We start from the raw sequence: 24,267 nt of genomic DNA, 5'->3' as shown, positions 1-24,267 counted from the left end.
GGGCGGCTTTGCGCAATGTCGGCCGTGCATGGCTGACCTGCTCGAAACGATCGCCGGCGAGGGTCGAAACGGCGCCTGCGGCGGTCCCGACAAATGCGTGGACCTGTTGCCGTTTGCGCTTGTGCCAACGATTGACGGCGAATATATAGGCGCCAAATTTTGGGGTTGTCGGGTGAGTCGAATGAGCGAAATCATAGCTTCCGATTACGTACCCTCAGAAGACGAGCCGTTCATGAACGAGCGGCAGAAGTCCTACTTCAGGCAGAAGCTGGTCGTCTGGAAGACAGACATCCTGCGAGAGGCGCGCGAGACGCTCGAAATCCTCCAGCAGGAAAACGCGAACCATCCCGATCTTGCAGACAGGGCGTCGTCGGAAACCGACCGCGCCATCGAACTGCGGGCGCGCGATCGCCAGCGCAAGCTGATCTCCAAGATCGATTCGGCACTGCAGAGGCTGGATGAGGGCACCTACGGTTATTGCGAAGAGACCGGCGAGCCGATCTCGCTGAAGCGGCTGGATGCGCGTCCGATCGCGACGCTGTCCATCGAGGCGCAGGAGCGCCACGAGCGCCGCGAAAAGGTCTATCGCGACGACTGAGCACGCGAGCAGGCTATAGCGGGTAGCGCACAGGGGAATTCCCCTTGCGCGGCCGGCGTTTGGCCGCTCTCTCTTTAGCTACTGGCTCAGCGCTTGTGGCTGGCAAGCTCGCCGAGCAGCTTGGTCATCTCGTCGTCGAGCGTGTCCTGCTTGCCGGCGGCGGGCTTGGCTGCGGCGGCGTGTGCCTCATCGAGAGACACTTCGAGTTCGCTCATCAACGCATCGTCGATATCGTCCTGGGGCGCCGCTTTCGGGTGCGCGGCAGCGCCGTGCGGCGGCGTATGGGCGGGCGGCGTGGGAACCGGGCGCAGCGGCGCGGGCCGCGGCATCGCCTCGCGGATCGGCGTGACGGAAGCATGCGCAGGAGAGGCGTGCGGCGGGGAAGGCGGCTGCTGGCGCGGCGCCTGCCGGACAGGTTGCGGCGCCGGTGCCGGTTGCGGCCTCGGAGCGGGGGCGGGGTGCTGCGCATGTGCGTCGCCCGACAGCGACGGGCGCCGCGACGCCGACAGGCGGATATCGCGTTCGACCACCACGTCCGTCGGGCCGCCGATCAAAAGAAGGTGCTCGATGTCGTCGCGCCGTATCAGAACCAGCCTGCGATGGCTGTCCACGGCCGTGGCGTCCATCACCGCCAGCCGCGTCTTTCGGTTGCGGCCGCCGGCGACAAAAGTGCCGAAGGTCAGGCCGCGAATCAGGCGGATGACGACGAGCACGCAGATCAGCAGGAGCAGTGCGGAGAAGGTCCACAGGATCGCCGGCGCGTAATTGGGGCCCGCCACGTCGTTCAACCAGTTCAGCATCACCTTCCCCCAACCCGCCATCGAACCCGCGGGCAGACTAGACCGCACAAAGCTGATATCGCAAGTTGCCTTTGCCCGGTGCGGGCATATGTCCACCGCTGGAGGCCGCTTTTCGGCGGACAAACGCCGGCTGGGCCTTTTCCCCGTCGGGAGAATATGATTCAACCGCTGCCGGCGGGACAGTGGAATCGTGAGCAGGGGGCAGATGGCCAGGGAAACGCGCGGCGATTTCTACCCGGTGCCGATCGTCGATCACAATACGCGGCCCGGCGCGGTGACCAGGCTGGTGATCTTCATCGTCGTCCTCACGGCTGCGGCGATCGTGTTCGGCATCTTCCGCGAGCGCTTCGGCGATCCGTTCCTGCTGGGCATGCTGGGCGTGCTGGCGATGATCGGCGTCGGCTTCCTGTTCGCCACGGCGATCGGCTTCCTGCAGTTCTCGCCGCGTTCGTCGGGTGACGACCTGTCCAAGGCGTTCGTCGATTCCATGGCGCAGGGATTGCTGGTCACAGATGCCAAGGGCCGGGTGGTCTATGCCAACCGCGCCTATGCCGAGATGACGGGCGCGGCTTCCGCCGCCGATCTGAGGACCGTCGAGGGCCTGCTGTCGGACGTGCCGGAAGCGGCGGCGACCATCGACAGGCTGGCGTCGGGCCTGCGCGACGGCCAGCCCGGCGACGGCGAATTCCGCCTCGCGCATTCGATCCGCCCCGGCGCCGAGTCCGGCGCGCGCTGGTACCGGACGCGGGCGCGCACCTTCAAGGTGCCCGGCCAGCGCCAGCCGCTGCTGGCATGGCAGCTCGCCGACATTTCCGACGAGCGGGCCGAACAGGAGCGCTTCTTCCTCGACCTCCAGAAGGCGATCGACCATCTCGACCACGCGCCGGCGGGGTTCTTCTCGGCCGACCAGGAAGGCCGCGTCACCTATATCAACGCCACGCTGGCGGAATGGCTGGGCATCGACCTCGCCTCCTTCACGCCGGGCGCCATCACGCTTTCCGAAATCGTCGCCGGCGACGGCATGGCGCTGGTCCGTTCGGTGAAGGCCGATCCCGGCACGACGCGCAACGCCGTGATCGACCTCGACCTCACCACGACTTCCGGCAAGATGCTGCCGGTGCGCTTCATGCACCGGCTGACGGCGAGCCGCGAAGGATCGAGCGGGCCGACGCGCACCATCGTGCTCAACCGCACGCAGGGCGAGGACGCCTCGGCCGACCTGCGCGCCTCTGAGGTGCGCTTCACGCGCTTCTTCAACTCGACGCCGATGGCGATCGCCGGCGTCGACCACGACGGCCGCATCCTGCGCACCAACGCGCCGTTCCTGTCGCTGTTCGGGCCGGTGGTGGACCGTGACGCGGTGGATCGCAAGGTCCGCTTCGACACCGTCATCCACGAGCGCGACCGCCCGGCTTTCGCGGCGGCGCTCGAAAAGGCCAGCCAACGGCAGGCCGACATCGCGCCCATCGATACCGTCCTGCCCGACAACGAGGAGCGGCATATCCGCTTCTACGTCAACGCCATCGCCGACGGCACCGGCGGGGAGGGGGCGGAGGAGGCGGCCATCGTCTACGCGGTGGACACGACCGAACAGAAGGCGCTGGAAGGCCAGATGGCGCAGAGCCAGAAGATGCAGGCGGTGGGTCAGCTCGCCGGCGGCATCGCGCACGACTTCAACAACGTGCTGACCGCCATCATCATGGCGTCCGACCTGCTCCTGACCAACCACCGGCCGTCCGACCCGTCCTTCCCGGACATCATGAACATCAAGCAGAACGCCAACCGCGCGGCCTCGCTCGTGCGGCAGTTGCTGGCCTTCTCGCGCAAGCAGACGCTGCGGCCGGAGGTGCTGACCCTGACCGACGTTCTGGCGGATCTGCGCATGCTTTTGGCGCGGCTCGTCGGCAGCGACATCAAGCTCAGGATCGACCACGGCCGCGACCTGTGGCCGGTCAAGGTCGATATCGGCCAGTTCGAGCAGGTGGTGGTGAACCTGGCGGTGAACGCGCGCGACGCCATGCCTTCGGGCGGCGAACTGACGGTGCGCACGCGCAACGTGCCCGGCGACGAGAGCGGCACCTTCGCGGCCTATCGCGAGCTGACGCCGGGAGACTATGTGCTGGTCGAGGTGGAAGACAGCGGCAGCGGCATCGCGCCGGACGTGCTGAAGAAGATCTTCGAGCCGTTCTTCACCACCAAGGAAGTGGGCAAGGGCACCGGCCTCGGCCTGTCGATGGTCTACGGCATCATCAAGCAGACGGGCGGCTTCATCTTCTGCGATTCCGAGGTCGGCAAGGGAACGACGTTCCGCATCTTCCTGCCGCGCCACATCGCCGAAGCGAAGAAGGCGGCGGAGGCGGGATCGACTGCTCTCGACGGCGAGCGGCCTGCCGAGGCGGCGCCCGCGCCCAAGCCGGCCGAGGCCCGGGACCTCTCCGGCTCGGCCACCGTGCTTCTGGTCGAGGACGAGGACGCGGTGCGCATGGGCGGCATGCGCGCGCTGACCTCGCGCGGCTACACGGTGCATGAGGCGTCGTCCGGCGTCGAGGCGCTAGAGGTGTTCGATTCGCTCGACGGCAAGATCGACATCGTCGTTTCCGACGTCGTCATGCCCGAGATGGACGGACCGACGCTGCTCGGCGAGCTGCGCAAGCGCCAGCCGCACATCAAGTTCGTCTTCGTCTCCGGCTATGCCGAGGATGCGTTCGCCAAGAACCTGCCGGAAGACGCGCAGTTCGGATTCCTGCCGAAACCCTTCTCGCTCAAGCAGCTCGCCACCGTCGTCAAGGAAGTGCTGGAGGCCTGACGGCGCACGATCCCCGCGAAAAGCCCGAAAATCGGGGCTTTTCGTCGTGGTGTACGATTGTTGGCGCGCGCCGGTGGTGTCATGATGGCATCGTGGGGGTGCGATGACGCCGCACAACGAGGCCGAGAGGGACGACTATGCAGGGACGGTGCTGCTGGCGGGAGACCCGCAGCGCACCCGATGGATCGCGGAGACGTTTCTGGAGGCGCCGCGCTGCGTCAACCGGCGGCGCGAGGCTCTCGGTTTCACCGGCACTTTCCGTGGCTGTCCCGTCAGCGTGCAGACGACCGGCATCGGCGCGTCCTCCTTCCTGATCTACGCGTACGAATTGCTGGATCACTTCGGCTCGCGAACGCTGATCCGCATTGGTACATGCGGCGGCCTGACCGGCGCGGCCGCGCTGCGCAGCGTGGTGATCTCGAGCGAGGCTCGGGGCGAGGATGCGGTGAGCGGCCAGGTCTTCGGCCTCTACGATGCGCGGGATTGCCGGCCCGACCCGGATCTCCTGCGCCGGGCGATCGAAAAGGCCGGGGAACTCGGCATCGCCTGCCGGGCCGGCCTGACCGTTTGCAGCGACGTCTTCTATCATCCGCGCGGCAGCGGCATCGGCCGCTTCGCCGCGGCGCAGGCGGCCGGCGCCATCGCCGTCGACATGGAGACCAGCGCGCTCTACCGCATCGCCGGCCACTTCGGCGCGCGGGCGCTGTCGATCTGCACGGTGGTCGACAACATCGCCACCGGCGAGGAAACCGACTATGCCGAGCGGCAGGCGCTTTTCTCGGACATGACGAGGCTCGCCCTCGAGGTCGCCTGCACCTCCTGATTTGCGGCCACGGGCGCTGGCGGCGGTCAAGGGCGCGGGCGGGTTGCCTTTTGCACCGCAACAGACTATATGCGCGCCCATTCCACACATGGACTTTGGTGTCTGTCCGGGAGAAATCCGGCGGAAACCTCCGGTGGCGGTGAGGTCAGACCATCTGAACAGCTCTGCTTTCAGGCCGGTTTGCCGAAATCGTCAAGTGTCCGTGGAGGTCAACCGGAAAGGAAATGAGAATGGCTCTGCCCGACTTCAGCATGCGCCAGCTTCTGGAAGCTGGCGTTCACTTCGGCCACCAGACGCATCGCTGGAACCCGAAGATGGCGCCTTACATCTACGGCGCCCGCAACAACATCCACATCATCGACCTGTCGCAGACGGTGCCGCTGCTGCACCAGGCGCTCAAGCAGGTTTCCGACGTCGTCGCCCGCGGTGGCCGCGTGCTGTTCGTCGGCACGAAGCGCCAGGCTTCGGACATCGTGGCGGACGCCGCGCAGCGTTCGGCGCAGTATTACGTCAATTCGCGCTGGCTCGGCGGCATGCTGACCAACTGGAAGACGATCTCCAATTCGATCCAGCGCCTGCGCAAGCTCGACGAGCTGCTTTCCGGCGGCGAAGCCCAGGGCTTCACCAAGAAGGAGCGCCTGAACCTCGACCGCGAGCGCGAGAAGCTCGACAAGGCGCTGGGCGGCATCAAGGACATGGGCTCGACGCCCGACCTGATGTTCGTCATCGACACCAACAAGGAGGCCATCGCCATCCTCGAGGCCAAGCGCCTCGGTATCCCGGTGGTGGCGATCGTCGATTCGAACTGCGATCCGGACAAGGTCGATTTCCCGATCCCCGGCAACGATGACGCCGCGCGCGCCATCCAGCTCTACTGCGACCTGATCGCCAAGGCTGCCATCGACGGCATCGCCCGCCAGCAGGGCGCGCTGGGCGTCGACATCGGCGCTTCCGCCGAAGCCCCGGCCGAGCCGGCGCTGGAGGAGGCTCCGGTCGCCGAGACCCCGGCCGCCGAGGCGCCGGAGGCCTGAGAAGGCGAAGGCCGGTCCCGGCCTTCACATTCCTGAAATCACGGCGTGCCAGAGCATTTCCAGCAAAAGTGTGAAACGGTTTTGCGTCCGGAAATGCGTAGAGAACGGTCCGCCTGAATCAACGGCGCATCATCGAGCTTTCGATGGTGCGCCCGCGCATTGAAGCCCTGCCGGGGAAAATGCGCGTTTCGAGACAAAGAGGCATTCAATGAGCATTTCAGCAGCACAGGTCAAAGAACTGCGCGACCTGACGGGCGCCGGCATGATGGACTGCAAGGCGGCGCTGGCCGAGACCAACGGCGACATGGAGGCGGCGGTCGACTGGCTGCGCGCCAAGGGCATCGCCAAGGCCGACAAGAAGGCCGGCCGCGTCGCGGCCGAGGGCCTGATCGGCGTCGAGGCGGGCGTGCGCGAGGCGGCCATCGTCGAGGTCAACTCCGAGACCGACTTCGTCGCCCGCAACGACGCCTTCCAGGCGATAGTCGCCAACGTCGCCAAGGTGGCGCTCGCCTACGGTTCGACCGAGGCGGTGGCCAACGCCAAGTATCCCGGCTCCGACAAGACCGTCACCGAGACGATCAAGGACGCCGTCGGCACTATCGGCGAGAACCTCGGCTTCCGCCGTTCCGAGAAGCTGACGGTCGCGCAGGGCGCGGTCGCCACCTACATCCACAACGCGGTGGCCGACAACCTCGGCAAGCTCGGCGTGCTGGTCGCCATCGAGACGGCCGGCGACGCACACAAGGCCAGCGCCTTCGCGCGCCAGGTCGCCATGCATGTCGCGGCGACCAACCCGCTGTCGCTGGATGTTGATGCGCTGGACCCGGCCGCCGTCGAGCGCGAGAAGGCGATCTTCTCCGAGCAGGCCCGCCAGTCCGGCAAGCCCGAGAACATCATCGAAAAGATGGTCGAGGGCCGCCTGCGCAAGTTCTACGAGGAAGTCGTGCTCCTGAAGCAGGCCTTCGTGCTCAACCCCGACCTGACGGTCGAGAAGGCGCTGAAGGAAGCCGAGAAGGACATCGGCGCCCCGGCCAAGATCACCGCCTACCTGCGCTTCGCGCTGGGCGAGGGCATCGAGAAGGAAGAGACCGACTTCGCGGCCGAGGTCGCGGCGGCGGTCAAGAAGTAAGCCCTGCCGCAGGCAGTTTCACCAGGGGCGCCGCGTGACATCGCGGCGCCCTTCGTGTATCGGGTCGCATCATCATTGAGACGCGCCGTGCGGCGTCGGGCGATTTGTCCGGCCGCCTTCGCCACGATCCCGAGGACCAGATGACGGCCAAGCCCCTCTACCGACGCGTGCTTCTCAAGGCGTCGGGCGAAGCCCTGATGGGCGAACAGCATTTCGGCATCGACGTTTCCGTCGTCGACCGCATCGCAGCCGACATCGCCGAGGCGAGGGCGCTCGGTGTCGAGGTCGGCGTCGTCATCGGCGGCGGCAACATCTTCCGCGGCGTGGCCGTCGCTTCCAAGGGCGGCGACCGGGTGACCGGCGACCATATGGGCATGCTCGCCACCGTCATCAATTCGCTGGCACTGCGCACTTCGCTCAACAAGATCGGCGTCGAGTCCGTCGTTCTCTCCGCCATCGCCATGCCCGAGATTTGCGAAAGCTTCTCGCAGCGCCAGGCCACCGCCTACATGGACCAGGGCAAGGTGGTGATCTTCGCCGGCGGCACCGGCAACCCCTTCTTCACCACCGATTCGGCGGCGGCGCTGCGCGCGGCCGAGATCGGCGCGGACGCCCTGTTCAAGGGCACGCAGGTGGACGGCGTCTATTCGGCCGATCCCAAGAAGGACCCGAACGCGACCCGCTTCGAGCGCATCAGCCATGCAGAAGTCATCACCAGGGGCCTTTCCATCATGGATACGGCGGCGATTGCCCTTGCGCGCGAAAACAACATCCCGATAATCGTCTATTCGATCCACGAAAAAGGCGGTTTCGGCGAAATATTGAAAGGCGGCGGCCGCTGCACGGTGGTCGCGGACGATTGATCCGAAGCGGATCCGGACAAAAGACAGCAAGGCCGACCGACAGGCCGGGAGACGAAAATGACTGGTGACTACGACGATCTCAAGCGGCGCATGGACGGGGCGATTGCCGCCTTCAAGCACGACCTGGCCTCGCTGCGCACCGGCCGCGCATCCTCCAACCTGCTCGATGCCGTCCAGGTGCAGGCCTACGGCTCGGCCATGCCGATCAACCAGGTGGCCAACGTCACCGTGCCGGAGCCGCGCATGCTTTCGGTTTCGGTATGGGACAAGTCGATGGTCGGCGCCGTCGACCGTGCCATCCGCGAATCCAATCTCGGCTTCAATCCGATCGTCGACGGCACGACGCTGCGCATTCCGCTGCCGGAACTCAACGAGCAGCGGCGCAAGGAACTGGTGAAGATCTCGCACACCTATGCCGAGAACGCCCGCGTCGCCGCGCGCCATGTGCGCCGAGACGGCATGGATTTCCTGAAGAAGGCGGAGAAGGACGGCGACATCAGCGAGGACGATCACCGCAAGCAGGCGGACCGCGTCCAGAAGCTGACCGACGAGATCATCAGCACGATCGACAGCCTTCTGACCGAGAAGGAAGCGGAGATCATGCAGGTCTGAGCGGACCTGCCGAAGGCGGAACGATGGCAACTCCCGCGCATGTCGCGATCATCATGGACGGAAACGGGCGCTGGGCGAAGGCCCGTGGCCTGCCGCGCCTCGCCGGCCATCGCGCCGGCGTCGAGGCGTTGCGCAAGACCGTCCGCGCCGCGCCCGGCCTCGGTATCTCGCACCTGACCGTCTACGCCTTCTCCTCCGAAAACTGGTCGCGGCCGAAGTCGGAAGTCAGCGACCTGATGGGCCTGCTCAAGCTGTTCATCCGCCGCGATCTCGCCGACCTGCACCAGAGCGGCGTCAGGGTGCGCGTCATCGGCGACCGCGACGGCCTGCAGCCCGACATCCGCGCGCTGCTGGAAGAAGCCGAATCGCTGACCGCCCGCAACGGCGCGCTGAACCTCATCATCGCCTTCAACTACGGCGGCCGCGACGAGATCGTGCGCGCCGCGCGCAAGCTCGCCGAAGCTGCCGCTGCCGGCACGATCGCGGCCGACGCCATCACCGCCGACAGTTTCGCCGGCGCGCTCGACACCGCCGGCCTGCCGGACCCCGAGCTGGTCATCCGCACCAGCGGCGAATTGCGCCTGTCCAATTTCCTGCTCTGGCAGGCGGCCTACAGCGAACTCGTCTTCCTGCCCTGCTACTGGCCGGATTTCGGCCCGGAGCAGCTTGCCGAGGCGCTGCATGCCTTCGGCCGCCGCGAACGCCGCTTCGGCGGGCTGGCCCCGCAGGATATCGCCCTGTGAGCGCATCATCATGAGCAACCTTCAGGTGAGGGTCATCTCGGCGGTCGTGCTGATCGCCCTGATCCTGGTGCCGACCTGGTATGGTGGGGTGCCGTTCCGCCTCGTCGCCGTCCTCATCGCTGGCGCGGTCTTCTACGAATGGGTGCGCATGGCGCGTTTCGGCGGCGAACTGAAGCTTCTCGATTTCCTGCCGGGCGTGCTGATGCTGGTCTTTCTCGCGGCCCTTGCCGCCGGCCTGCCGGCGCTGGCGTTGCTCGTCCTGCTCGTCGCCCTGGTGGCCGTCGCCGCGATTGTGGCTGCGATGCGCCGGGACGGGGCAGGGCGCTGGGATGCGCCCGGCATCGCCTATGCCGGCCTGTCCGGTCTCTCGCTCGCCCTGCTGCGCGGCGACGACCATTCAGGCCTGCTGGCGATCCTGTTCGTGTTCGCGGTGGTGTGGGCGACCGACATCCTCGCCTATTTCGTCGGCCGGGCCGTCGGCGGGCCGAAGCTGGCGCCGTCCATCTCGCCCGGCAAGACGCGGAGCGGCGCGCTCGGCGGCGCCGTCGGCGGCGTGGTCGCCGGTGTCGTTCTGGCGGCGATCGCGGGGGCAGGCAATCTTGCCTGGCTGGGCTTCGTCGCGCTCATCCTGTCCGTCGTCTCGCAGGCCGGCGACCTGTTCGAATCGTGGGTGAAGCGCCGCCACGGCCGCAAGGATTCCAGCCAGCTCATCCCCGGTCACGGTGGCGTGATGGACCGGGTGGACGGGCTTGTCGCGGCCGCCTTCGCGCTGTACCTCATCGGCTGGGCGGCAGCTTCGGCGGATCATCCGGCGCACGGCCTGTTCGCGGGCTGACGCCAATGCAGCAGGCAGGCGACGTCACGGATTTGCCCGCATTGGCGGCACATTCAGGCAAGCGGACGGCAGGCAGGCGGACGGCAGGCATCCGGACAATCGAGGGCGACAGGTGAACGAACTTTTGTATGCCCTCACGAGCACTGAGGGAATCCTGATCGGCACGCTGGTGCCGTTCCTGTTCGTGCTGACGGTCGTCGTGTTCGTCCACGAGATGGGCCACTATCTCGTCGGCCGGGCTTGCGGCATCGGCGTCAACGCCTTCTCCATCGGCTTCGGCCCCGAACTGATCGGCTTCAACGATCGCCACGGCACGCGCTGGAAGCTGTGCGCCATCCCGCTCGGCGGTTACGTGAAGTTCGTCGGCGACATGAACGCCACGTCGAGCCCGACCGATCCGGAGACCGCCGGGCTCAGCGAAGCCGAGCGCAAGGTGGCTTTCCACACCCAGCCGGTCTGGAAGCGCGCGGCTACGGTCTTTGCCGGCCCGCTGTTCAACTTCCTGCTCACCATCGCCGTCTTCGCCGTCCTGTTCGCCGCCTATGGCCGCTACGTGGCGGAACCGATGGTGGCGTCGGTCACCGCCGGCAGCCCGGCCGCAGAGGCCGGCATCATGCCCGGCGACCGGTTCGTCAGCGTCGATGGGGAGAAGGTGGAAACCTTTGCCGACGTGCAGCGTCTCGTTTCAGGCCGCGCGGGCGACGCCATCACCTTCGTCATGCTGCGCGACGGCAAGGACGTCACCGTCGTCGCCACGCCAAGGCTGATGGAGCAGCAGGACGCGCTCGGCAACAAGGTGCAGGTGGCCATCATCGGCGTGGTCAACAACCAGGAAGTCGGCCAGCCGCGCCTCGTCACCTATACGCCCGTCCAGGCGCTCGGCGTCGCTGTGGAAGAAACCGGCCATATCATCGAGCGCACCGGGCAGTTCCTGAAGCGCTTCGCCGTCGGGCGAGAGGACAAGTGCCAGCTCGGCGGGCCGGTGAAGATCGCCGGCATGGCCGGGCAGGCCGCCAAGCTCGGTTTCGAGTGGCTGGTGCAGCTCGTCGCGCTGCTGTCGGTCGGCATCGGCATCCTCAATCTGCTGCCGATTCCACCGCTGGATGGGGGACACCTGTTGTTCTACGCGGTGGAGGCCGTCATCCGGCGTCCGGTGTCGGAACGGATGATGGAGGCGATGTATCGCACCGGTTTCCTGCTGGTGCTCGGCTTCATGGGGTTCGTTTTCTGGAACGATCTGTTTGGGTGCTGAAATCATGAAGAAATTCGACTTCAGACCGTCGGTCGTTCAGCGCCCGTTTACCATGCCGGGGGATAGGCGTGACGCGAAAGCCACGCCGAACGGTGAAGTAAATACAAATTAACCAGAAGCCTTGCGTGTAGGGAAAATCCGGTTATTACGGTACGGGAAATAGACCGCACGTCCGGTTTTCTCGCCGTGGGGACTACGAGAAAAAGGTTCTTAAGCCCGATGAAGGCAGTATCCAAGCTTCTGAGCGCCGCGTCCGCGGCGGCCTTGTCCGCCGCTTTGGTTGTGCCGGGCGCTGTGGTCGTTCAGTTCGCCGCCGTTTCGTCTGCCGAAGCCGCGGTGGTCAGCAGGGTCGAGGTGCGCGGCAACACGCGCGTCGAGGCCGAGACGATTCGCAACTACATCCAGATCAAGCCGGGCAAGTCCTTCTCCAGCGGCGACGTCGACCAGGCCGTGAAGGCGCTGTTCGGCACCGGCCTGTTCTCCGACGTGCAGATCAACCAGGTCGGTTCGGCGCTGGTGGTCACCGTTTCCGAGTACAAGGTCGTCAATCAGGTCCTGTTCCAGGGCAACAAGAAGCTCAAGGACGCGCAGCTCGCCAACACGGTGCAGCTGAAGCCGCGCAGCTCCTTCTCGCAGGCGACGCTCGATGCCGACGTCGAGGCGGTGAAGGCGGCCTATGCCCATATCGGCCGCGACGACGCCAATGTGACGACGCAGATCATGGATCTGGGCGACAATCGCGTGAACGTCGTCTTTAACATCAACGAAGGCGGCCGCACCAAGATCGCCGCCATCAATTTCGTCGGCAACCACGCCTATTCCTCGCGCCGGCTGGCCGACATCATCAACACCAAGCGCAGCAGCATGCTGTCCTTCATGCTGCGCGACGACGTTTTCGACGAGAACAAGCTGAAAGCGGACGAAGAACTGCTGCGGCGCTTCTACTACAACCACGGCTACGCCGACTTCCAGGTCGTCTCGGCCTTCGGCGAACTCAACGACCAGACCAACGAATACACCGTGACGATCACGGTCAACGAAGGCGATCGCTACACGTTCGGCGACGTCAGCGTCGACAGCACGATCCCGGAGCTCGATTCGAAGTCGCTGGAATCGGTGGTCGAATCCCGCAAGGGTGACGTCTACAGTGCCAAGGACGTCGAGAATTCCATCATCGCGCTGACCGAGAAGGTGGCGGGACAGGGCTACGCCTTCGCCCAGGTGACGCCGCGCGGCGACCGCAACTTCGAGAACCACACCATTTCGGTCGTCTACACCGTCGACCAGGGCACGAAGGCCTATGTCGAGCGGATCGAGATCCGCGGCAACACGCGCACGCGCGATTACGTGATCCGTCGCGAATTCGACGTGAGCGAAGGCGACGCCTTCAACCAGGTTCTCATCCAGCGCGCGAAGAAGCGGTTGGAAGCCCTCGATTTCTTTGAGAAGGTCGACATCTCAACCGCACCCGGTTCCGAACCGGATCAGGTGGTGCTGGTGGTCGACGTGGTCGAGAAGTCCACCGGCGAGTTCTCCATCGGCGCCGGTTATTCGACCGGCGGCGACACGCCCGGCGCGTCGATCCAGGGCTCGATCACCGAGCGCAACTTCCTCGGTCGCGGCCAGTTCATCCGCGTGTCGGCCGGCGGCGGCAGGCATTCGCGCGACTACGGTTTCTCCTTCACCGAGCCGTATTTCCTCGGGCAGCGCATCGCGGCCGGCTTCGACGTGTTCCGTTCGACGCGCGAGTACGACGACTACGACGTCCAGACGACCGGTGGCACGGTCCGCTTCGGCCTGCCGATTACGAGCAACATCACCACGCAGGTCGCGTATAATATCTCGGAGGAGAAATACTCCTACGATGATAATTGTGACGCCAATGGCGATGGCGTGCCCGATGCGGGCTGCTATGTCTCGACAGCCATTCAGGACGGCATCAAGAACAGCCCGTGGCTGAAGTCGTCGGTTAGCACTAACCTGATCTACAACACCATCGACGACACCAAGAACCCGCATTACGGTATCTACGCCAACCTGGGTGCGGAATTCGCGGGCCTCGGCGGCGATGCCAAGTATTATAAGCTCACCGCACGCGCTTCGGTTTACCAGACGCTGTCGGAAGAAATGGATATCGTCGGCCTCGTGTCGGGCGGCGCCGGCTACATTGCCGGTTATGGCGACAACGACCTGCGCGTGTTCGACCACTTCCAAAGCACCGACCGCATCATTCGCGGTTTCGACTTCAACGGCATTGGCCCCGTTGCCTACAAGAACGGCATCGACGGCGCGGCCGGGTACGACCATCTCGGCGGCACGACCTACTTCAATGCCTCGGCCGAAGCACAGTTCCCGCTGCCGATCGTGCCCGAAAGTCTCGGCCTGCGCGGCGCCGTCTTTGCCGATGCCGCGACGCTTTACGGCAGCAAGGTCAATGGCGTGCTTGCCTCGTCCACCGACATGAAGTGGCGCGCCTCGGCCGGCGTCAGCCTGATCTGGGCGTCGCCTTTCGGTCCGTTGCGTGTCGACTACGCGGTCCCGCTGGCCAAGCAAGACACCGACGACGTGCAGGAATTCAACTTCGGCATATCGACCCGCTTCTGATCGCCGCAAGGCGGTGCCTCCGGACCTCCCAGGCCCGGAGGCGAGCGACTAGCTGGACATTGCTCGCGAATGAAGGATCCGGTGTTCTTTGTGCCTTCACGCCGCTATACGGTGGCTGAGGTCGCGAACCTGACCGGCTCGGAACTGTCCAATTCCGCCTATTCCGAAACCGTCATCGAAACCATCGCCTCCGCCGGCGACGGCGGCGGTTCTGCGCTCGTTTTCGTCGAGGGCAAGCGCAACATCGGCCTGATGGAGACGCTGCGCGCGGCCGCCGTTCTGTGTCCGCGCGAATTCGCCGACAAGGCGCCCACCGGCGTCGCCGTTCTCGTCAACCCGCGCCCGCAGCAGGCTTTCGCCATGGTCGGGCGGCTGATGTTCCCGGCCGCCGCCACGCCCGATACGCTGACGGCGGAGACGGGTGTTTCGCCGCGCGCCCATGTCGATGAAAGCGCTCATATCGAGCCGGGCGCTATCATCGAGGCCGGTGCCGTCGTCGGACCGGATGCGGCCATCGGCAGCGGCACCATCGTTGCGCCGAATGCCGTGGTGGGGCATTCGTGCCGCATCGGTCGCGACAGCTATATCGGGCCGAACGTCAGTGTCCGCTACGCCTTGATCGGCAACCGCGTCGTCATCCATGGCGGCGCCCAGATCGGCCAGGACGGCTTCGGTTTCGTCGGTGGCGCCAGGGGGCCGGAACGGATCCCGCAGATCGGCCGTGTCATCATCCAGGACGATGTCGAGATCGGCTCCAACACCACCGTCGATCGCGGCGCCATGGCCGACACGATCATCGGCGAGGGCACCAAGATCGACAACCTCGTGCAGATCGCCCACAATGTGCGCATCGGCCGCGGCTGCCTCATCGCCGGGCATTGCGGTATTTCCGGCTCGGTCACCATCGGCGACTTCGTCATGCTGGGCGGGCGCGTCGGCATCGCCGACCACCTGACCATCGGCGACCGGGTGCAGGTGGCGGCGTCGGCCGGCCTGATGTACGACATTCCGGCCGGCGAGCGCTGGGCGGGCCTGCCGGCCCAGCCGATGCGGGATTTCTTCCGCGAACTGTCGGCGATCCGCAACTTCACCAAGCACGGGAAGGGAGACAAGCATGGTTGAAGCGGCCGGCTCGACGCTCGAAGCGGTCGACATCGTGGGGCTGATGAAGCTTCTGCCCCATCGTTATCCGTTCCTGATGATCGACCGCATCGTCGACATCGACGGCGACAATTCCGCTGTCGGCGTGAAGAACGTGACGATGAACGAACAATATTTCCAGGGCCATTTTCCGGGCCTGCCGGTGATGCCGGGCGTGCTCATCGTCGAGGCGATGGCGCAGACGGCCGGCGCCATCTGCATCCGTGCCGCCGGCGTGGCCAAGCCTTCGCTGGTCTATTTCCTCACCATCGACGGCGCCAAGTTCCGCAAGCCGGTGGTGCCGGGCGACCAGTTGCGCATCCAGGTAAAAAAGCTCAAGAAGCGCGGCAACCTCCTGAAGTTCGCCTGCGAGGCGATTGTGGACGGCGGCAAGGTCGCCGAGGCCGAAATTCAGGCGATGATGGTCGTCGACGAGTAGAGAACGGGTATCCATGCAGGACCAGACAGTCATTCATCCCTCGTCCGTCATCGAGCCGGGCGCGCGGATCGGCAGCGGCGTGCGCATCGGCCCGTTCTGCCATGTCAGCGCCGATGCGGTGATCGGCGACCGCGTCGAACTGATCGGGCATGTCTCGGTGCTGAACGCCACCACCATCGGCGAGGGCAGCAAGGTCTATCCGATGGCGACACTCGGCGCCCCGCCGCAGAACAACAAGCACACGGGTGGCCGCACCACGCTGATTATCGGCGCCAACTGCACCATCCGCGAAGGCGTGACCATGCACGTCGGCACCGATACCAGTCGCGGTGAGACGATCGTCGGCGATAACGGCAATTTCCTCGCCTATACGCACATCGCGCACGACTGCGTGGTGGGCAGGAACGCCACCTTCGCCAACGGCGCCACACTGGGTGGACACTGCGAAATCGGCGACAACGTCAACATCGGCGGCCTGACCGCCGTGCACCAGTTCGTGCGCGTCGGCGACAACGCCTTCCTTGCCGGCTGTTCGGCCATCGTCGGCGACGTCATCCCCTACGGTCTGGCGTCCGGCAACCGGGCCAAGCTGCGCGGCTTCAACATCATCGGCCTGAAGCGCTCGGGCATGCCGCACAGCGAACTTCATGCCATGCGCCGCGCCTACAAGATGATCTTCGACCAGGCTCATCCCATGGCCGAGAATGTCGAAAAGGCGAGAGCTGAATTCTCCGGTTCACCGAACATCATGAAGATCGTCGATTTCCTCTCCACCCGCGAAAAGCGCTATTTCATTGTGCCGCCGCTGAAGGGTGGTGGCAGCGACGGCAATGACGAGGACTGAGGCGCAGCAAGGCCTGCAACTCGCATCCGGGGCAAGGCCCGGCATCGTCGCTGGTGGCGGCGTGCTTCCGCAGGCAGTGGCGCGGGCGCTCAAGGCCCTGGGCAGCGATCCTTTCGTGCTGATCCTGGAAGGCGAGGCCGAGCCGGGCACGGTGCTGGAGACGTGCGAGCACGAGACGCGCCCGCTGGAGGATATCGGCAAGCTCGTCAGCATATTGAAGCGCCATCGCGTCACCCATCTGGTGATGGCGGGCGAGATACGCCGCCGTCCGAAACTGTCGGCGATACGCCCCAGTCTCGGCCTCGTCACCTTGCTGCCCAGCGTTATCGCGGGCCTCGGCAAGGGCGACGACGGATTGCTCAGACTGATCATGCGATGGCTGGAAGCCAGCGGCATCCATGTCGTCGGCGCCCATCAGATCGTGCCGGAACTGCTGGCCATGGAAGGGCCCTGGACGAAGGCCTGGCCGAAGGCGGCGGACTGGCGCGACATCGAGGCTGGACGCGCCGCCGCCGAGGCGATCGGCGCGCTCGACATCGGGCAGGGGGCCGTTGCCATCGGCGGCCGCGCTATCGCCCTGGAGGGCATAGAGGGCACCAACGGCCTGCTGGAGCGGGTGCGCGACCTGCGCGGCCACGGAAGACTGGCGGGCAAGAGAGGCGGCGTGCTGGTCAAATGCCTGAAGCCCGGACAGGAATTGCGCGCCGATCTGCCGACGGTCGGGCCGACCACCATCGAGCTTGCGCATGCGGCGGGCCTGTCCGGCATCGCCGTGGAAGCGGGCCGGTCGTTGGTCATCGACGGCCCGGAGCTCGTCGCCCGCGCCGATGCGCTCGGCCTGTTCGCGCTCGGCTTGTCCGCGCGGGAGGAGCGTCATGGCGGCTGAGCCGTTGAAGATCGCCATCGTCGCCGGCGAGGAATCGGGCGACCTGCTCGGCGCCGACCTGGTGCGCGCCTTGCGCAAGGCCACCGGACGCGAGGTGCGGCTGGTCGGCGTCGGCGGCCGGCATCTCGCCGAACTCGGCCTGCAGTCGGCCTTCGACGCGGGCGAGATCGCGCTGATCGGGTTGAGCGCCATCATCCGCGACCTGCCGCGGCTGATGCGCCGCATCGGCCAGGTGGCGAGGCTCGTGGCGCAGGAAAAGCCGGATTGCCTCATCACCATCGACAGTCCGGATTTTTCGCTGCGCGTCGCCCGCAAGGTGCGCGCGGCCGCCCCCGCGATCCCGATCGTCCACTATGTCTGTCCGAGCGTCTGGGCCTGGCGGCCGGGCAGGGCGCCGGCGATGCGCCCTTACGTCGACCGTATCCTGTGCCTGCTGCCGTTCGAGGCGAAAGAACTGGAGCGGTTGGGCGGCCCGCCCGGCACCTTCGTCGGCCACCGGCTGACGCAGGACCCCGGCGTGCTTGCCGCTGCGGCCGAGCAGGCGAAGCCGCGCGACTTTTCGCTGGACCGCACCAAGACGCTGCTGATCCTGCCCGGCTCCCGGCGCGGCGAGGTGCGCCGCCTGATCGAGCCGTTCGGCGAAACCGTCGCCATCCTTGGTCGGCGTGGCCACAAGATGCGGCTCATCCTGCCCACCGTGCCGCATGTCGCCGATCTCGTCCGTTCGGCGACGGCGAACTGGAACGAACGGCCCGAAATCGTCACCGATCCGCAGGGCAAGTGGCGCGCCTTCGGCGTCGCCGATGCCGCCCTGATCGCCTCGGGCACCGTTTCGCTGGAACTGGCGCTGAGCGGCGTTCCGATGATCTCCTGCTATCGTTTCGATCCGGTCATGCAGGCGGTGCAGAGCCTGGTGAAAATCTGGACGGGGGTGCTGCCGAACCTCATCGCCGACCGGCCGGTGGTGCCCGAAAGCTACAACAGCTATGTGCGGCCGATGTCGCTGGCGCGCTACATCGAGGGGCTGTGGAGCGACACGCAGTTACGCGGGTGGCAGAAGGACGGCTTCGCCGAAGTGCGCCGGCGCATGACGACGGCGAAACCGTCGGGCGAGATCGCGGCGGCGGCGGTAATGGATGTGGTGAAGGGGAATAGGGGAATAGGGGAATAGGGGAATAGGGGAATAGGGGAGATATTCCGATCCCTTACTCCCCTACTCACTTACTCCCTTACCTTTTCGCAATCGGCACGTAGTCGCGCTCGGTCGCGCCGACATAGAGCTGGCGCGGGCGGCCGATCTTCTGGTGCGGATCCTCGATCATTTCCTTCCACTGGGCGATCCAGCCGACGGTGCGCGCGACCGCGAACAGCACGGTGAACATGGTGGTGGGGAAGCCGAGAGCCTTCAGCGTGATGCCGGAATAGAAGTCGACGTTCGGGTAGAGCTTCTTTTCGATGAAGTACTCGTCCGTCAGGGCGATCTTTTCCAGCTCCATGGCGATGTCGAGCAGCGGATCGTCCTTGATGCCGAGTTCGCCCAGCACCTCATGCGCCGTCTTCTGCATGATCTTGGCGCGCGGATCGTAGTTCTTGTAGACGCGGTGGCCGAAGCCCATCAGGCGGAACGGGTCGTTCTTGTCCTTGGCGCGGGCGATGAATTCGGGGATGTGGTCGACATGGCCGATCTCGGCCAGCATGTTCAGCGCCGCCTCGTTGGCGCCGCCATGCGCCGGACCCCACAGGCAGGCGATGCCGGCGGCGATGCAGGCGAAGGGGTTGGCGCCCGACGAGCCGGCGAGCCGCACCGTCGAGGTCGAGGCGTTCTGCTCGTGGTCGGCGTGCAGGATGAAGATGCGCTCCATGGCGCGCGCCAGCACCGGATTGACCTTGTATTCCTCGCACGGCACGGCAAAGCACATATGCAGGAAGTTGGCGGCGAAGGAGAGGTCGTTCTTCGGGTAAACGAAGGGCTGGCCGATGTGGTACTTGTAGGCCATCGCCGCGATCGTCGGCATCTTGGCGATCAGGCGCATGGAGGCGACCATGCGCTGGTACGGATCGGAGATGTCGGTCGAGTCGTGGTAGAAAGCCGACAGCGCGCCGACGACGCCGCACATCACCGCCATCGGGTGCGCGTCGCGGCGGAAGCCGGAGAAGAACTTCGACATCTGCTCGTGCACCATGGTGTGGCGCGTGACGCGATAGTCGAAATCGTCCTTCTGCGCCTTGGTCGGCAGTTCGCCGTAGAGCAGCAGGTAGCAGACCTCGAGGAAATCGCCGTGCTCGGCGAGCTGGTCGATGGGATAGCCGCGGTGCAAGAGGATGCCGGCGTCGCCGTCGATATAGGTGATGGCCGATTCGCAGCTCGCCGTGGAGGTGAAGCCCGGATCGTAGGTGAAGGCGCCGGTGGTGGCGTAAAGCTTGCCGATATCGATGACGTCGGGACCGACGGTGCCGCTTCGCACGCTCAGCTCATGCGTCTTGCCGTCGAATTCGAGCTTGGCGGACGACGGCTGGTTCTTGCCGTCGAATTCCAGTTTCGTCGCAGCTTCGGGCATCACAAACTCCTTATCGTTTCCTCACCGGGCGGCAAGGCGAATTCCGCATCGCAGCAACCCGCCGAATGATCGGAAAAGCGTGCAGCGCAATCGCATCTGGATGGCTGGCCCTTATCTGGGTCCCCGCCTAATGTTGCACCGCAAAACGCTCCTTTCAATGTTAAACTTCTTGTGCCAGTTCGGCATCAATCGATTTGATCGGAAATGCGGGCAAGACTTTCGTCGCGTCCCAGCACCGCCAGCACGTCGAAGACGCCCGGCGAGGTCGAACGGCCGGTGAGAGCGGCCCGCAGCGGCTGCGCCACCTTGCCGAGCTTGAGTCCCGCCTGTTCGGCATAGACGCGCACCGCCTGCTCGGCATTCGCCGCGCTCCAGTCGCCAAGCGCCTGCAAGCCGGGCAGGACGGCCTTCAGGATGCCCCTGGCATCGGCATCGAGGATCGCGGCGGCCTTCTCGTCCAGCGTGAGCGGCCGGTCGGCGACGATGAACCAGGCGCTGTCGGCCAGTTCCACCAGCGTCTTGGCACGCTCCTTGAGGCCGGGCATGGCCTGGAGGAGCTGTGCCCTGGTCTTGTCGTCCAGCCTGTCCGCCAGCGCCTCGCCGTAGGGCAGGTGCGGCAGCGTCTTAATCAGGATCTTCGTCAGCGCCGCGTCGTCCATGGCACGCATGTGGACGCCGTTCAGCGCCTCCAGCTTGGCGAAGTCGAAGCGCGCCGCGCCCTTGTTGACATCGACGATGTTGAACCAGGAAATCATGTCGGCGATCGACATCACCTCGTCGTCGCCATGGCTCCAGCCAAGCCGGGCGAGGTAGTTGAGCAGCGCTTCCGGCAGGTAGCCCATGGCGCGATAGGCCTCGACGCCGAGTGCCCCGTGGCGCTTGGAGAGCTTGGCGCCATCGGCGCCGTGGATGAGCGGGATATGCGCCATCTTCGGCACCGCCCAGCCCATCGCCTCGTAGATGGCGGTCTGGCGCGCGGCGTTGGTGAGATGGTCGTCGCCGCGGATGATGTGGGTGACGCCCATGTCGTGGTCATCCACCACGACGGCGTGCATGTAGGTCGGCACGCCGTCCGAGCGCAGGATGATGAGATCGTCGAGGTCCTTGTTGGGGAAGCGCACCTCGCCCTGCACGAGGTCGTGCACCACGGTCTCGCCCTCGCGCGGCGCCTTGATGCGTACCGCACCCGGCACGCCCTTCGGTGCGTCTGCCGGGTCGCGGTCGCGCCACTGGCCGTTGTAGCGGGGCGGCAGGCCCTGTGCCCGCGCCGCCTCGCGCATCGCCGTCAATTCCTCCGGCGTCTCGTAGGCGTAGTAGGCCTTGCCGGCGCGGACCAGCTCCTCGGCGACCTCGCGGTGACGCGCGGCGCGCTGGAACTGGGAAACGGCGTCGCCGTCCCATGTCAGGCCGAGCCAGCTCAGGCCATCGAGGATGGCGGCGGTCGCCGCCTCGGTCGAGCGCTCGCGGTCGGTGTCCTCGATGCGCAAAAGCATCTTGCCGCCGGTGTGGCGGGCATAGAGCCAGTTGAACAGCGCCGTGCGCGCGCCGCCTATGTGCAGGAAGCCGGTGGGCGAGGGGGCGAAGCGGGTGACGACCGTGTCGGACATGGAGAAAGCTCGGGCTTTGTGCGGATGCGGCGCCGGACTTTCCCGCGCCGCGCGTTCATGTAGCATAGGAGGTCCACGGCGCAAGGGGCAGGGCCGATGGCCGGGCGGGACCGGGGAACGGAGCGCGGGAGAGGCGAAACGGACGGCGTCAATGAACGGGCGCTGTTTGCATCGCCGGCTGCGCACCTGTCAGCCGGCGGCGATCCTGCTTTGGAATCAGCTTTTCCCGGCCGATCCGACAATCCGGTGAAACCGGATGCCGCACTGTGGCGCTCTATAGTTGGTGACGAAGCCACGGCAGATCGGCCTGCGGTTGGCGATCAGGGGGCGGGAGAGCTCCCGGTTTCGCCATGGCGGATGCCATCTGTCCGCTTGCCGTCCATCCGGCGACAGGCTCGCCGGTTGGCGCGCATTCCCTCGCCGCGTGGCGCGGTTGCCGGTTTGGCGGCAGCGGCCGCGACGGAACTCGATCGTGGCGTTGCCTTCCTGCTGGTGCCGGTGTTCCTCTCCGGCGGCGCGATCTTTTACTTCTCGCTCGCCGCCGAGCCCGGCTTTGTCCAGCCGATCGCCTGCGCCGTTGCCCTTGTCGTGGCGGTGCTGCTGGCGCGCCCGCGTCCCCGCCTGCAACTGGCGCTGGCGGCCGCGCTGCTGGTGGCGCTGGGGGTGTTGTGCGCGAAGGTCGAGACCTGGCGCGCCTCGACCCAGATGCTCGGCGCAGAGGTGTCGACACGGCTGACGGGCCGCGTCGTCGCCATCGACGCCATGGCCAGCGGGCGGATGCGTCTCACCCTCGATGTCCTCTCCACCCGGCGCCCGACGCTGCGCTACCAGCCGGCGCGCGTGCGCCTTTCGGCGCGCGCCGTGCCTGCCGGGCTGGTGGCCGGCGATACGGTGAGCGGCTTCGTCCGGCTGTTGCCGCCGACCGGACCTGTGCGGCCGGACAGCTACGACTTTTCCTTCGAAAGCTATTTCGCCGGCATCGGCGCCAGCGGTTTCTTCCTCACCAACCCGAAGCTGGAGAAAGCGGTGCCGGCATCGCTCGCCGCGCACCTGCCGGGGATGGTGGAACGCGCGCGCGATGCCATCGCCGAGCGCATCCGCGCCGCCATCGGCGGACCGGAGGGCGAGATCGCCGCCGCGCTCATGGTGGGTGTGCGCGCCGGCATCCCCGAATCCATCAACGAGGCGATGCGCAAGACCGGCATCTACCACATCATTTCGATTTCCGGCCTGCACATGGCGCTGGTGGCCGGCACGGTGATGGCCCTGTTGCGCGGCGCCTTCGCGCTGTTTCCGAATTTTTCCTCGCGCCGCCCGGTGAAGAAATATGCGGCGGGCGCGGCCTTGTTCGCCATTGCGGCCTATCTGTTCATCTCAGGCGTGGTGGTTGCCGCCGAGCGCAGCTTCATCATGCTGGCGGTGATGCTGACGGCTGTGCTGTTCGACCGGGCGGCGCTCACCATGCGCAACCTCGCGATCTCGGCGATCGCCGTCATCGTCGTGTCGCCGCACGAGGTGGTCGGGCCGAGCTTCCAGATGTCTTTCGCCGCCACCGCGGCCCTTGTCGGCGCCTATGCCGGCTGGAGCGACAGGCGTGCAGCGCGCGGCGACCGGACGCCGCCGCCGAACCGTTCATGGCCGGGCGCCGTCGTGCACCGGATGGTGGCCGCGACCGCCGCCCTGGCGGTGACGTCCATCGTCGCCGGCAGTGCCACGACCCTCTATGCCATGTGGCATTTCCAGCGCGTGTCGCCGCTCAGCCTTTTCGCCAACCTGGCCGTGATGCCGATCGTCTCGGTGCTGGTGATGCCGTTCGCCGTGTTTGCCGCGCTAGCCATGCCGTTCGGAGCGGACTGGCCGTTTCTCTACGTCATGGGCAAGGGGCTGGCGGCGATGATCGCGATTTCCGGCTGGATCGCCGAGCGCTCGCCGCTCGACGCCGTCGGGCTGGTGTCTGTCCAGTCGGTCTTGCTGGTCACCGTTGCGCTGGTGATCGCCACCATGACGACGACGTGGCTCAGGCTGGCGGCGCTGCCCTTTGCGCTGGCCGGGCTGGTGACGATCCATCAAGTCAGGACACCGGACGTGCTGGTTTCCGAGGATGCGCGGCTGGTGGCGCTGCCCATCGGCGGCGGCGAACTCGCCATCAACCGGGCGCGGCCGAACGAATTCACCTCAGACAACTGGCGGCGCGCGCTCGACGCCGAGACGCTGGTGAAACCCGAGGCGCTCAAAGGCAAGGACATGCGCTTCGTCACCACCGACGCCGCGCTCGATCTGCCGTCCGGAACGCCGTTCCTGTGCGCGGGCAAGCTCTGTGTCGCCCGCCACACGTCCGGCGCTATCGTCGTGTGGGCGCAGAACGCCGACGACGCGCGGCCGGCCTGCGCCTATGCGGCGCTGATCGTCATCGCCGACGCGACCGCGAAAAATCCCTGTCGGAAGCTACCCGTTGCGGTCGTCACCGCCAGCGACCTGGCGCGCTCCGGCAGCGCGGCCATTACGTTCGATCCGGTCGCGGCCGACCGGCCGCCGCAGGTCGGTTTCGCCGTCGAGGAAAACTATCGCCCATGGCATGCCCAACGCGCCTTTTCGCGCGAGGCGAGGGGACTGATGCCGTATCAGCGCAAGACCGGCAACAAGAAACAGCAGCGGCGGAGGACAGGCTCACGGCCGGGATGACGGCGTCGGTGCCGC

The 24,267-nt window shown here is 66.2% G+C and carries 20 protein-coding genes; 17 read left to right on the top strand and 3 right to left on the bottom strand.

Annotated elements, in window-relative coordinates; translation table 11 throughout:
- Positions 1–181: 181 nt before the first annotated feature.
- On the top strand, positions 182–598 hold the full coding sequence (gene dksA, locus FGU64_RS03940) for an RNA polymerase-binding protein DksA (protein WP_136353672.1): 417 nt from the start codon (positions 182–184) through the stop codon (positions 596–598).
- An 86-nt stretch (positions 599–684) separates the two neighbouring features.
- Here dksA and FGU64_RS03935 read toward each other — a convergent pair whose 3' ends face one another.
- Entirely contained in the window at positions 685–1,398 is a 714-nt protein-coding gene (locus FGU64_RS03935) for a flagellar biosynthetic protein FliO (protein ID WP_139950965.1), read from the bottom strand.
- 205 nt (positions 1,399–1,603) lie between these two features.
- Between FGU64_RS03935 and FGU64_RS03930 the strand changes: the two genes are divergently transcribed.
- The 15 genes from FGU64_RS03930 (at position 1,604) to lpxB (ending at position 18,576) form a co-directional block, all read left to right on the top strand.
- Entirely contained in the window at positions 1,604–4,204 is a 2,601-nt protein-coding gene (locus tag FGU64_RS03930; protein WP_139950964.1) for a PAS domain-containing sensor histidine kinase, read from the top strand.
- 103 nt (positions 4,205–4,307) lie between these two features.
- Complete coding sequence (locus tag FGU64_RS03925; protein ID WP_139950963.1) at positions 4,308–5,027, top strand: purine-nucleoside phosphorylase; 720 nt, start codon at positions 4,308–4,310, stop codon at positions 5,025–5,027.
- Positions 5,028–5,257: 230 nt separating this feature from the next.
- On the top strand, positions 5,258–6,058 hold the full coding sequence (rpsB, locus tag FGU64_RS03920) for a 30S ribosomal protein S2 (protein ID WP_136353678.1): 801 nt from the start codon (positions 5,258–5,260) through the stop codon (positions 6,056–6,058).
- Between the two features lie 208 nt (positions 6,059–6,266).
- Positions 6,267–7,187: a translation elongation factor Ts gene (gene tsf, locus FGU64_RS03915; protein WP_139950962.1), complete on the top strand. Its 921-nt coding sequence runs from the start codon at positions 6,267–6,269 to the stop codon at positions 7,185–7,187.
- A 140-nt stretch (positions 7,188–7,327) separates the two neighbouring features.
- Positions 7,328–8,050, top strand: a complete 723-nt coding sequence (pyrH, locus tag FGU64_RS03910; RefSeq protein ID WP_136353683.1) for a UMP kinase — start codon at positions 7,328–7,330, stop codon at positions 8,048–8,050.
- Positions 8,051–8,107: 57 nt separating this feature from the next.
- Positions 8,108–8,662, top strand: a complete 555-nt coding sequence (gene frr, locus FGU64_RS03905) for a ribosome recycling factor (RefSeq protein WP_136353685.1) — start codon at positions 8,108–8,110, stop codon at positions 8,660–8,662.
- Between the two features lie 23 nt (positions 8,663–8,685).
- Complete coding sequence (locus FGU64_RS03900) at positions 8,686–9,405, top strand: isoprenyl transferase (RefSeq protein WP_136353688.1); 720 nt, start codon at positions 8,686–8,688, stop codon at positions 9,403–9,405.
- A 10-nt stretch (positions 9,406–9,415) separates the two neighbouring features.
- Positions 9,416–10,240, top strand: a complete 825-nt coding sequence (locus tag FGU64_RS03895; protein ID WP_139950961.1) for a phosphatidate cytidylyltransferase — start codon at positions 9,416–9,418, stop codon at positions 10,238–10,240.
- Positions 10,241–10,352: 112 nt separating this feature from the next.
- On the top strand, positions 10,353–11,492 hold the full coding sequence (gene rseP, locus FGU64_RS03890) for an RIP metalloprotease RseP (RefSeq protein ID WP_139950960.1): 1,140 nt from the start codon (positions 10,353–10,355) through the stop codon (positions 11,490–11,492).
- A 219-nt stretch (positions 11,493–11,711) separates the two neighbouring features.
- The gene (gene bamA, locus FGU64_RS03885; protein WP_139950959.1) at positions 11,712–14,096 is read left to right on the top strand and encodes an outer membrane protein assembly factor BamA; all 2,385 of its coding nucleotides are present in this window, start codon (positions 11,712–11,714) and stop codon (positions 14,094–14,096) included.
- Between the two features lie 69 nt (positions 14,097–14,165).
- The gene (gene lpxD, locus FGU64_RS03880; protein ID WP_136353697.1) at positions 14,166–15,218 is read left to right on the top strand and encodes a UDP-3-O-(3-hydroxymyristoyl)glucosamine N-acyltransferase; all 1,053 of its coding nucleotides are present in this window, start codon (positions 14,166–14,168) and stop codon (positions 15,216–15,218) included.
- The gene (gene fabZ, locus FGU64_RS03875) at positions 15,211–15,675 is read left to right on the top strand and encodes a 3-hydroxyacyl-ACP dehydratase FabZ (protein WP_136353699.1); all 465 of its coding nucleotides are present in this window, start codon (positions 15,211–15,213) and stop codon (positions 15,673–15,675) included. The genes lpxD and fabZ overlap by 8 nt, the downstream gene beginning before the upstream one ends.
- 13 nt (positions 15,676–15,688) lie before the next feature.
- Complete coding sequence (gene lpxA / locus FGU64_RS03870) at positions 15,689–16,519, top strand: acyl-ACP--UDP-N-acetylglucosamine O-acyltransferase (protein ID WP_139950958.1); 831 nt, start codon at positions 15,689–15,691, stop codon at positions 16,517–16,519.
- Positions 16,506–17,405, top strand: coding sequence for a UDP-2,3-diacylglucosamine diphosphatase LpxI (gene lpxI / locus FGU64_RS03865; RefSeq protein WP_139950957.1), 900 nt, complete (start codon positions 16,506–16,508; stop codon positions 17,403–17,405). The genes lpxA and lpxI overlap by 14 nt, the downstream gene beginning before the upstream one ends.
- Positions 17,395–18,576 (top strand): lipid-A-disaccharide synthase, encoded by a 1,182-nt coding sequence (lpxB, locus tag FGU64_RS03860; protein WP_139950956.1) that lies wholly within the window; start codon positions 17,395–17,397, stop codon positions 18,574–18,576. The genes lpxI and lpxB overlap by 11 nt, the downstream gene beginning before the upstream one ends.
- Positions 18,577–18,634: 58 nt before the next feature.
- Here the strand turns inward: lpxB and gltA are convergent, their stop codons facing one another.
- Entirely contained in the window at positions 18,635–19,963 is a 1,329-nt protein-coding gene (gene gltA, locus FGU64_RS03855) for a citrate synthase (RefSeq protein ID WP_139950955.1), read from the bottom strand.
- A 185-nt stretch (positions 19,964–20,148) separates the two neighbouring features.
- Positions 20,149–21,570 carry a glutamate--tRNA ligase gene (gene gltX / locus FGU64_RS03850; protein WP_139950954.1) on the bottom strand — a complete coding sequence of 474 codons (1,422 nt, stop codon included), beginning with the start codon at positions 21,568–21,570 and terminating at the stop codon, positions 20,149–20,151.
- Between the two features lie 96 nt (positions 21,571–21,666).
- Here gltX and FGU64_RS03845 point away from each other — a divergent pair, with 96 nt between their 5' ends.
- Entirely contained in the window at positions 21,667–24,252 is a 2,586-nt protein-coding gene (locus FGU64_RS03845) for a ComEC/Rec2 family competence protein (RefSeq protein ID WP_139950953.1), read from the top strand.
- Positions 24,253–24,267: the final 15 nt, after the last annotated feature.

This window comes from Mesorhizobium sp. 8 (genome assembly GCF_006351905.1).
Taxonomy (GTDB): Bacteria; Pseudomonadota; Alphaproteobacteria; order Rhizobiales; family Rhizobiaceae; genus Mesorhizobium; species Mesorhizobium composti.
This window is presented reverse-complemented; position numbering and strand designations above follow the sequence as displayed.

Excerpts from the sequence above, each read along its gene's own strand:
- dksA (WP_136353672.1), top strand. The coding sequence starts at position 182 with ATGAGCGAAATCATAGCTTCCGATTACGTACCCTCAGAAGACGAGCCG.
- FGU64_RS03935 (WP_139950965.1), bottom strand. The coding sequence starts at position 1,398 with ATGCTGAACTGGTTGAACGACGTGGCGGGCCCCAATTACGCGCCGGCG.
- FGU64_RS03930 (WP_139950964.1), top strand. The coding sequence starts at position 1,604 with ATGGCCAGGGAAACGCGCGGCGATTTCTACCCGGTGCCGATCGTCGAT.
- FGU64_RS03925 (WP_139950963.1), top strand. The coding sequence starts at position 4,308 with ATGACGCCGCACAACGAGGCCGAGAGGGACGACTATGCAGGGACGGTG.
- rpsB (WP_136353678.1), top strand. The coding sequence starts at position 5,258 with ATGGCTCTGCCCGACTTCAGCATGCGCCAGCTTCTGGAAGCTGGCGTT.
- tsf (WP_139950962.1), top strand. The coding sequence starts at position 6,267 with ATGAGCATTTCAGCAGCACAGGTCAAAGAACTGCGCGACCTGACGGGC.
- pyrH (WP_136353683.1), top strand. The coding sequence starts at position 7,328 with ATGACGGCCAAGCCCCTCTACCGACGCGTGCTTCTCAAGGCGTCGGGC.
- frr (WP_136353685.1), top strand. The coding sequence starts at position 8,108 with ATGACTGGTGACTACGACGATCTCAAGCGGCGCATGGACGGGGCGATT.
- FGU64_RS03900 (WP_136353688.1), top strand. The coding sequence starts at position 8,686 with ATGGCAACTCCCGCGCATGTCGCGATCATCATGGACGGAAACGGGCGC.
- FGU64_RS03895 (WP_139950961.1), top strand. The coding sequence starts at position 9,416 with ATGAGCAACCTTCAGGTGAGGGTCATCTCGGCGGTCGTGCTGATCGCC.
- bamA (WP_139950959.1), top strand. The coding sequence starts at position 11,712 with ATGAAGGCAGTATCCAAGCTTCTGAGCGCCGCGTCCGCGGCGGCCTTG.
- lpxD (WP_136353697.1), top strand. The coding sequence starts at position 14,166 with ATGAAGGATCCGGTGTTCTTTGTGCCTTCACGCCGCTATACGGTGGCT.
- fabZ (WP_136353699.1), top strand. The coding sequence starts at position 15,211 with ATGGTTGAAGCGGCCGGCTCGACGCTCGAAGCGGTCGACATCGTGGGG.
- lpxA (WP_139950958.1), top strand. The coding sequence starts at position 15,689 with ATGCAGGACCAGACAGTCATTCATCCCTCGTCCGTCATCGAGCCGGGC.
- lpxI (WP_139950957.1), top strand. The coding sequence starts at position 16,506 with ATGACGAGGACTGAGGCGCAGCAAGGCCTGCAACTCGCATCCGGGGCA.
- lpxB (WP_139950956.1), top strand. The coding sequence starts at position 17,395 with ATGGCGGCTGAGCCGTTGAAGATCGCCATCGTCGCCGGCGAGGAATCG.
- gltA (WP_139950955.1), bottom strand. The coding sequence starts at position 19,963 with ATGCCCGAAGCTGCGACGAAACTGGAATTCGACGGCAAGAACCAGCCG.
- gltX (WP_139950954.1), bottom strand. The coding sequence starts at position 21,570 with ATGTCCGACACGGTCGTCACCCGCTTCGCCCCCTCGCCCACCGGCTTC.
- FGU64_RS03845 (WP_139950953.1), top strand. The coding sequence starts at position 21,667 with ATGGCCGGGCGGGACCGGGGAACGGAGCGCGGGAGAGGCGAAACGGAC.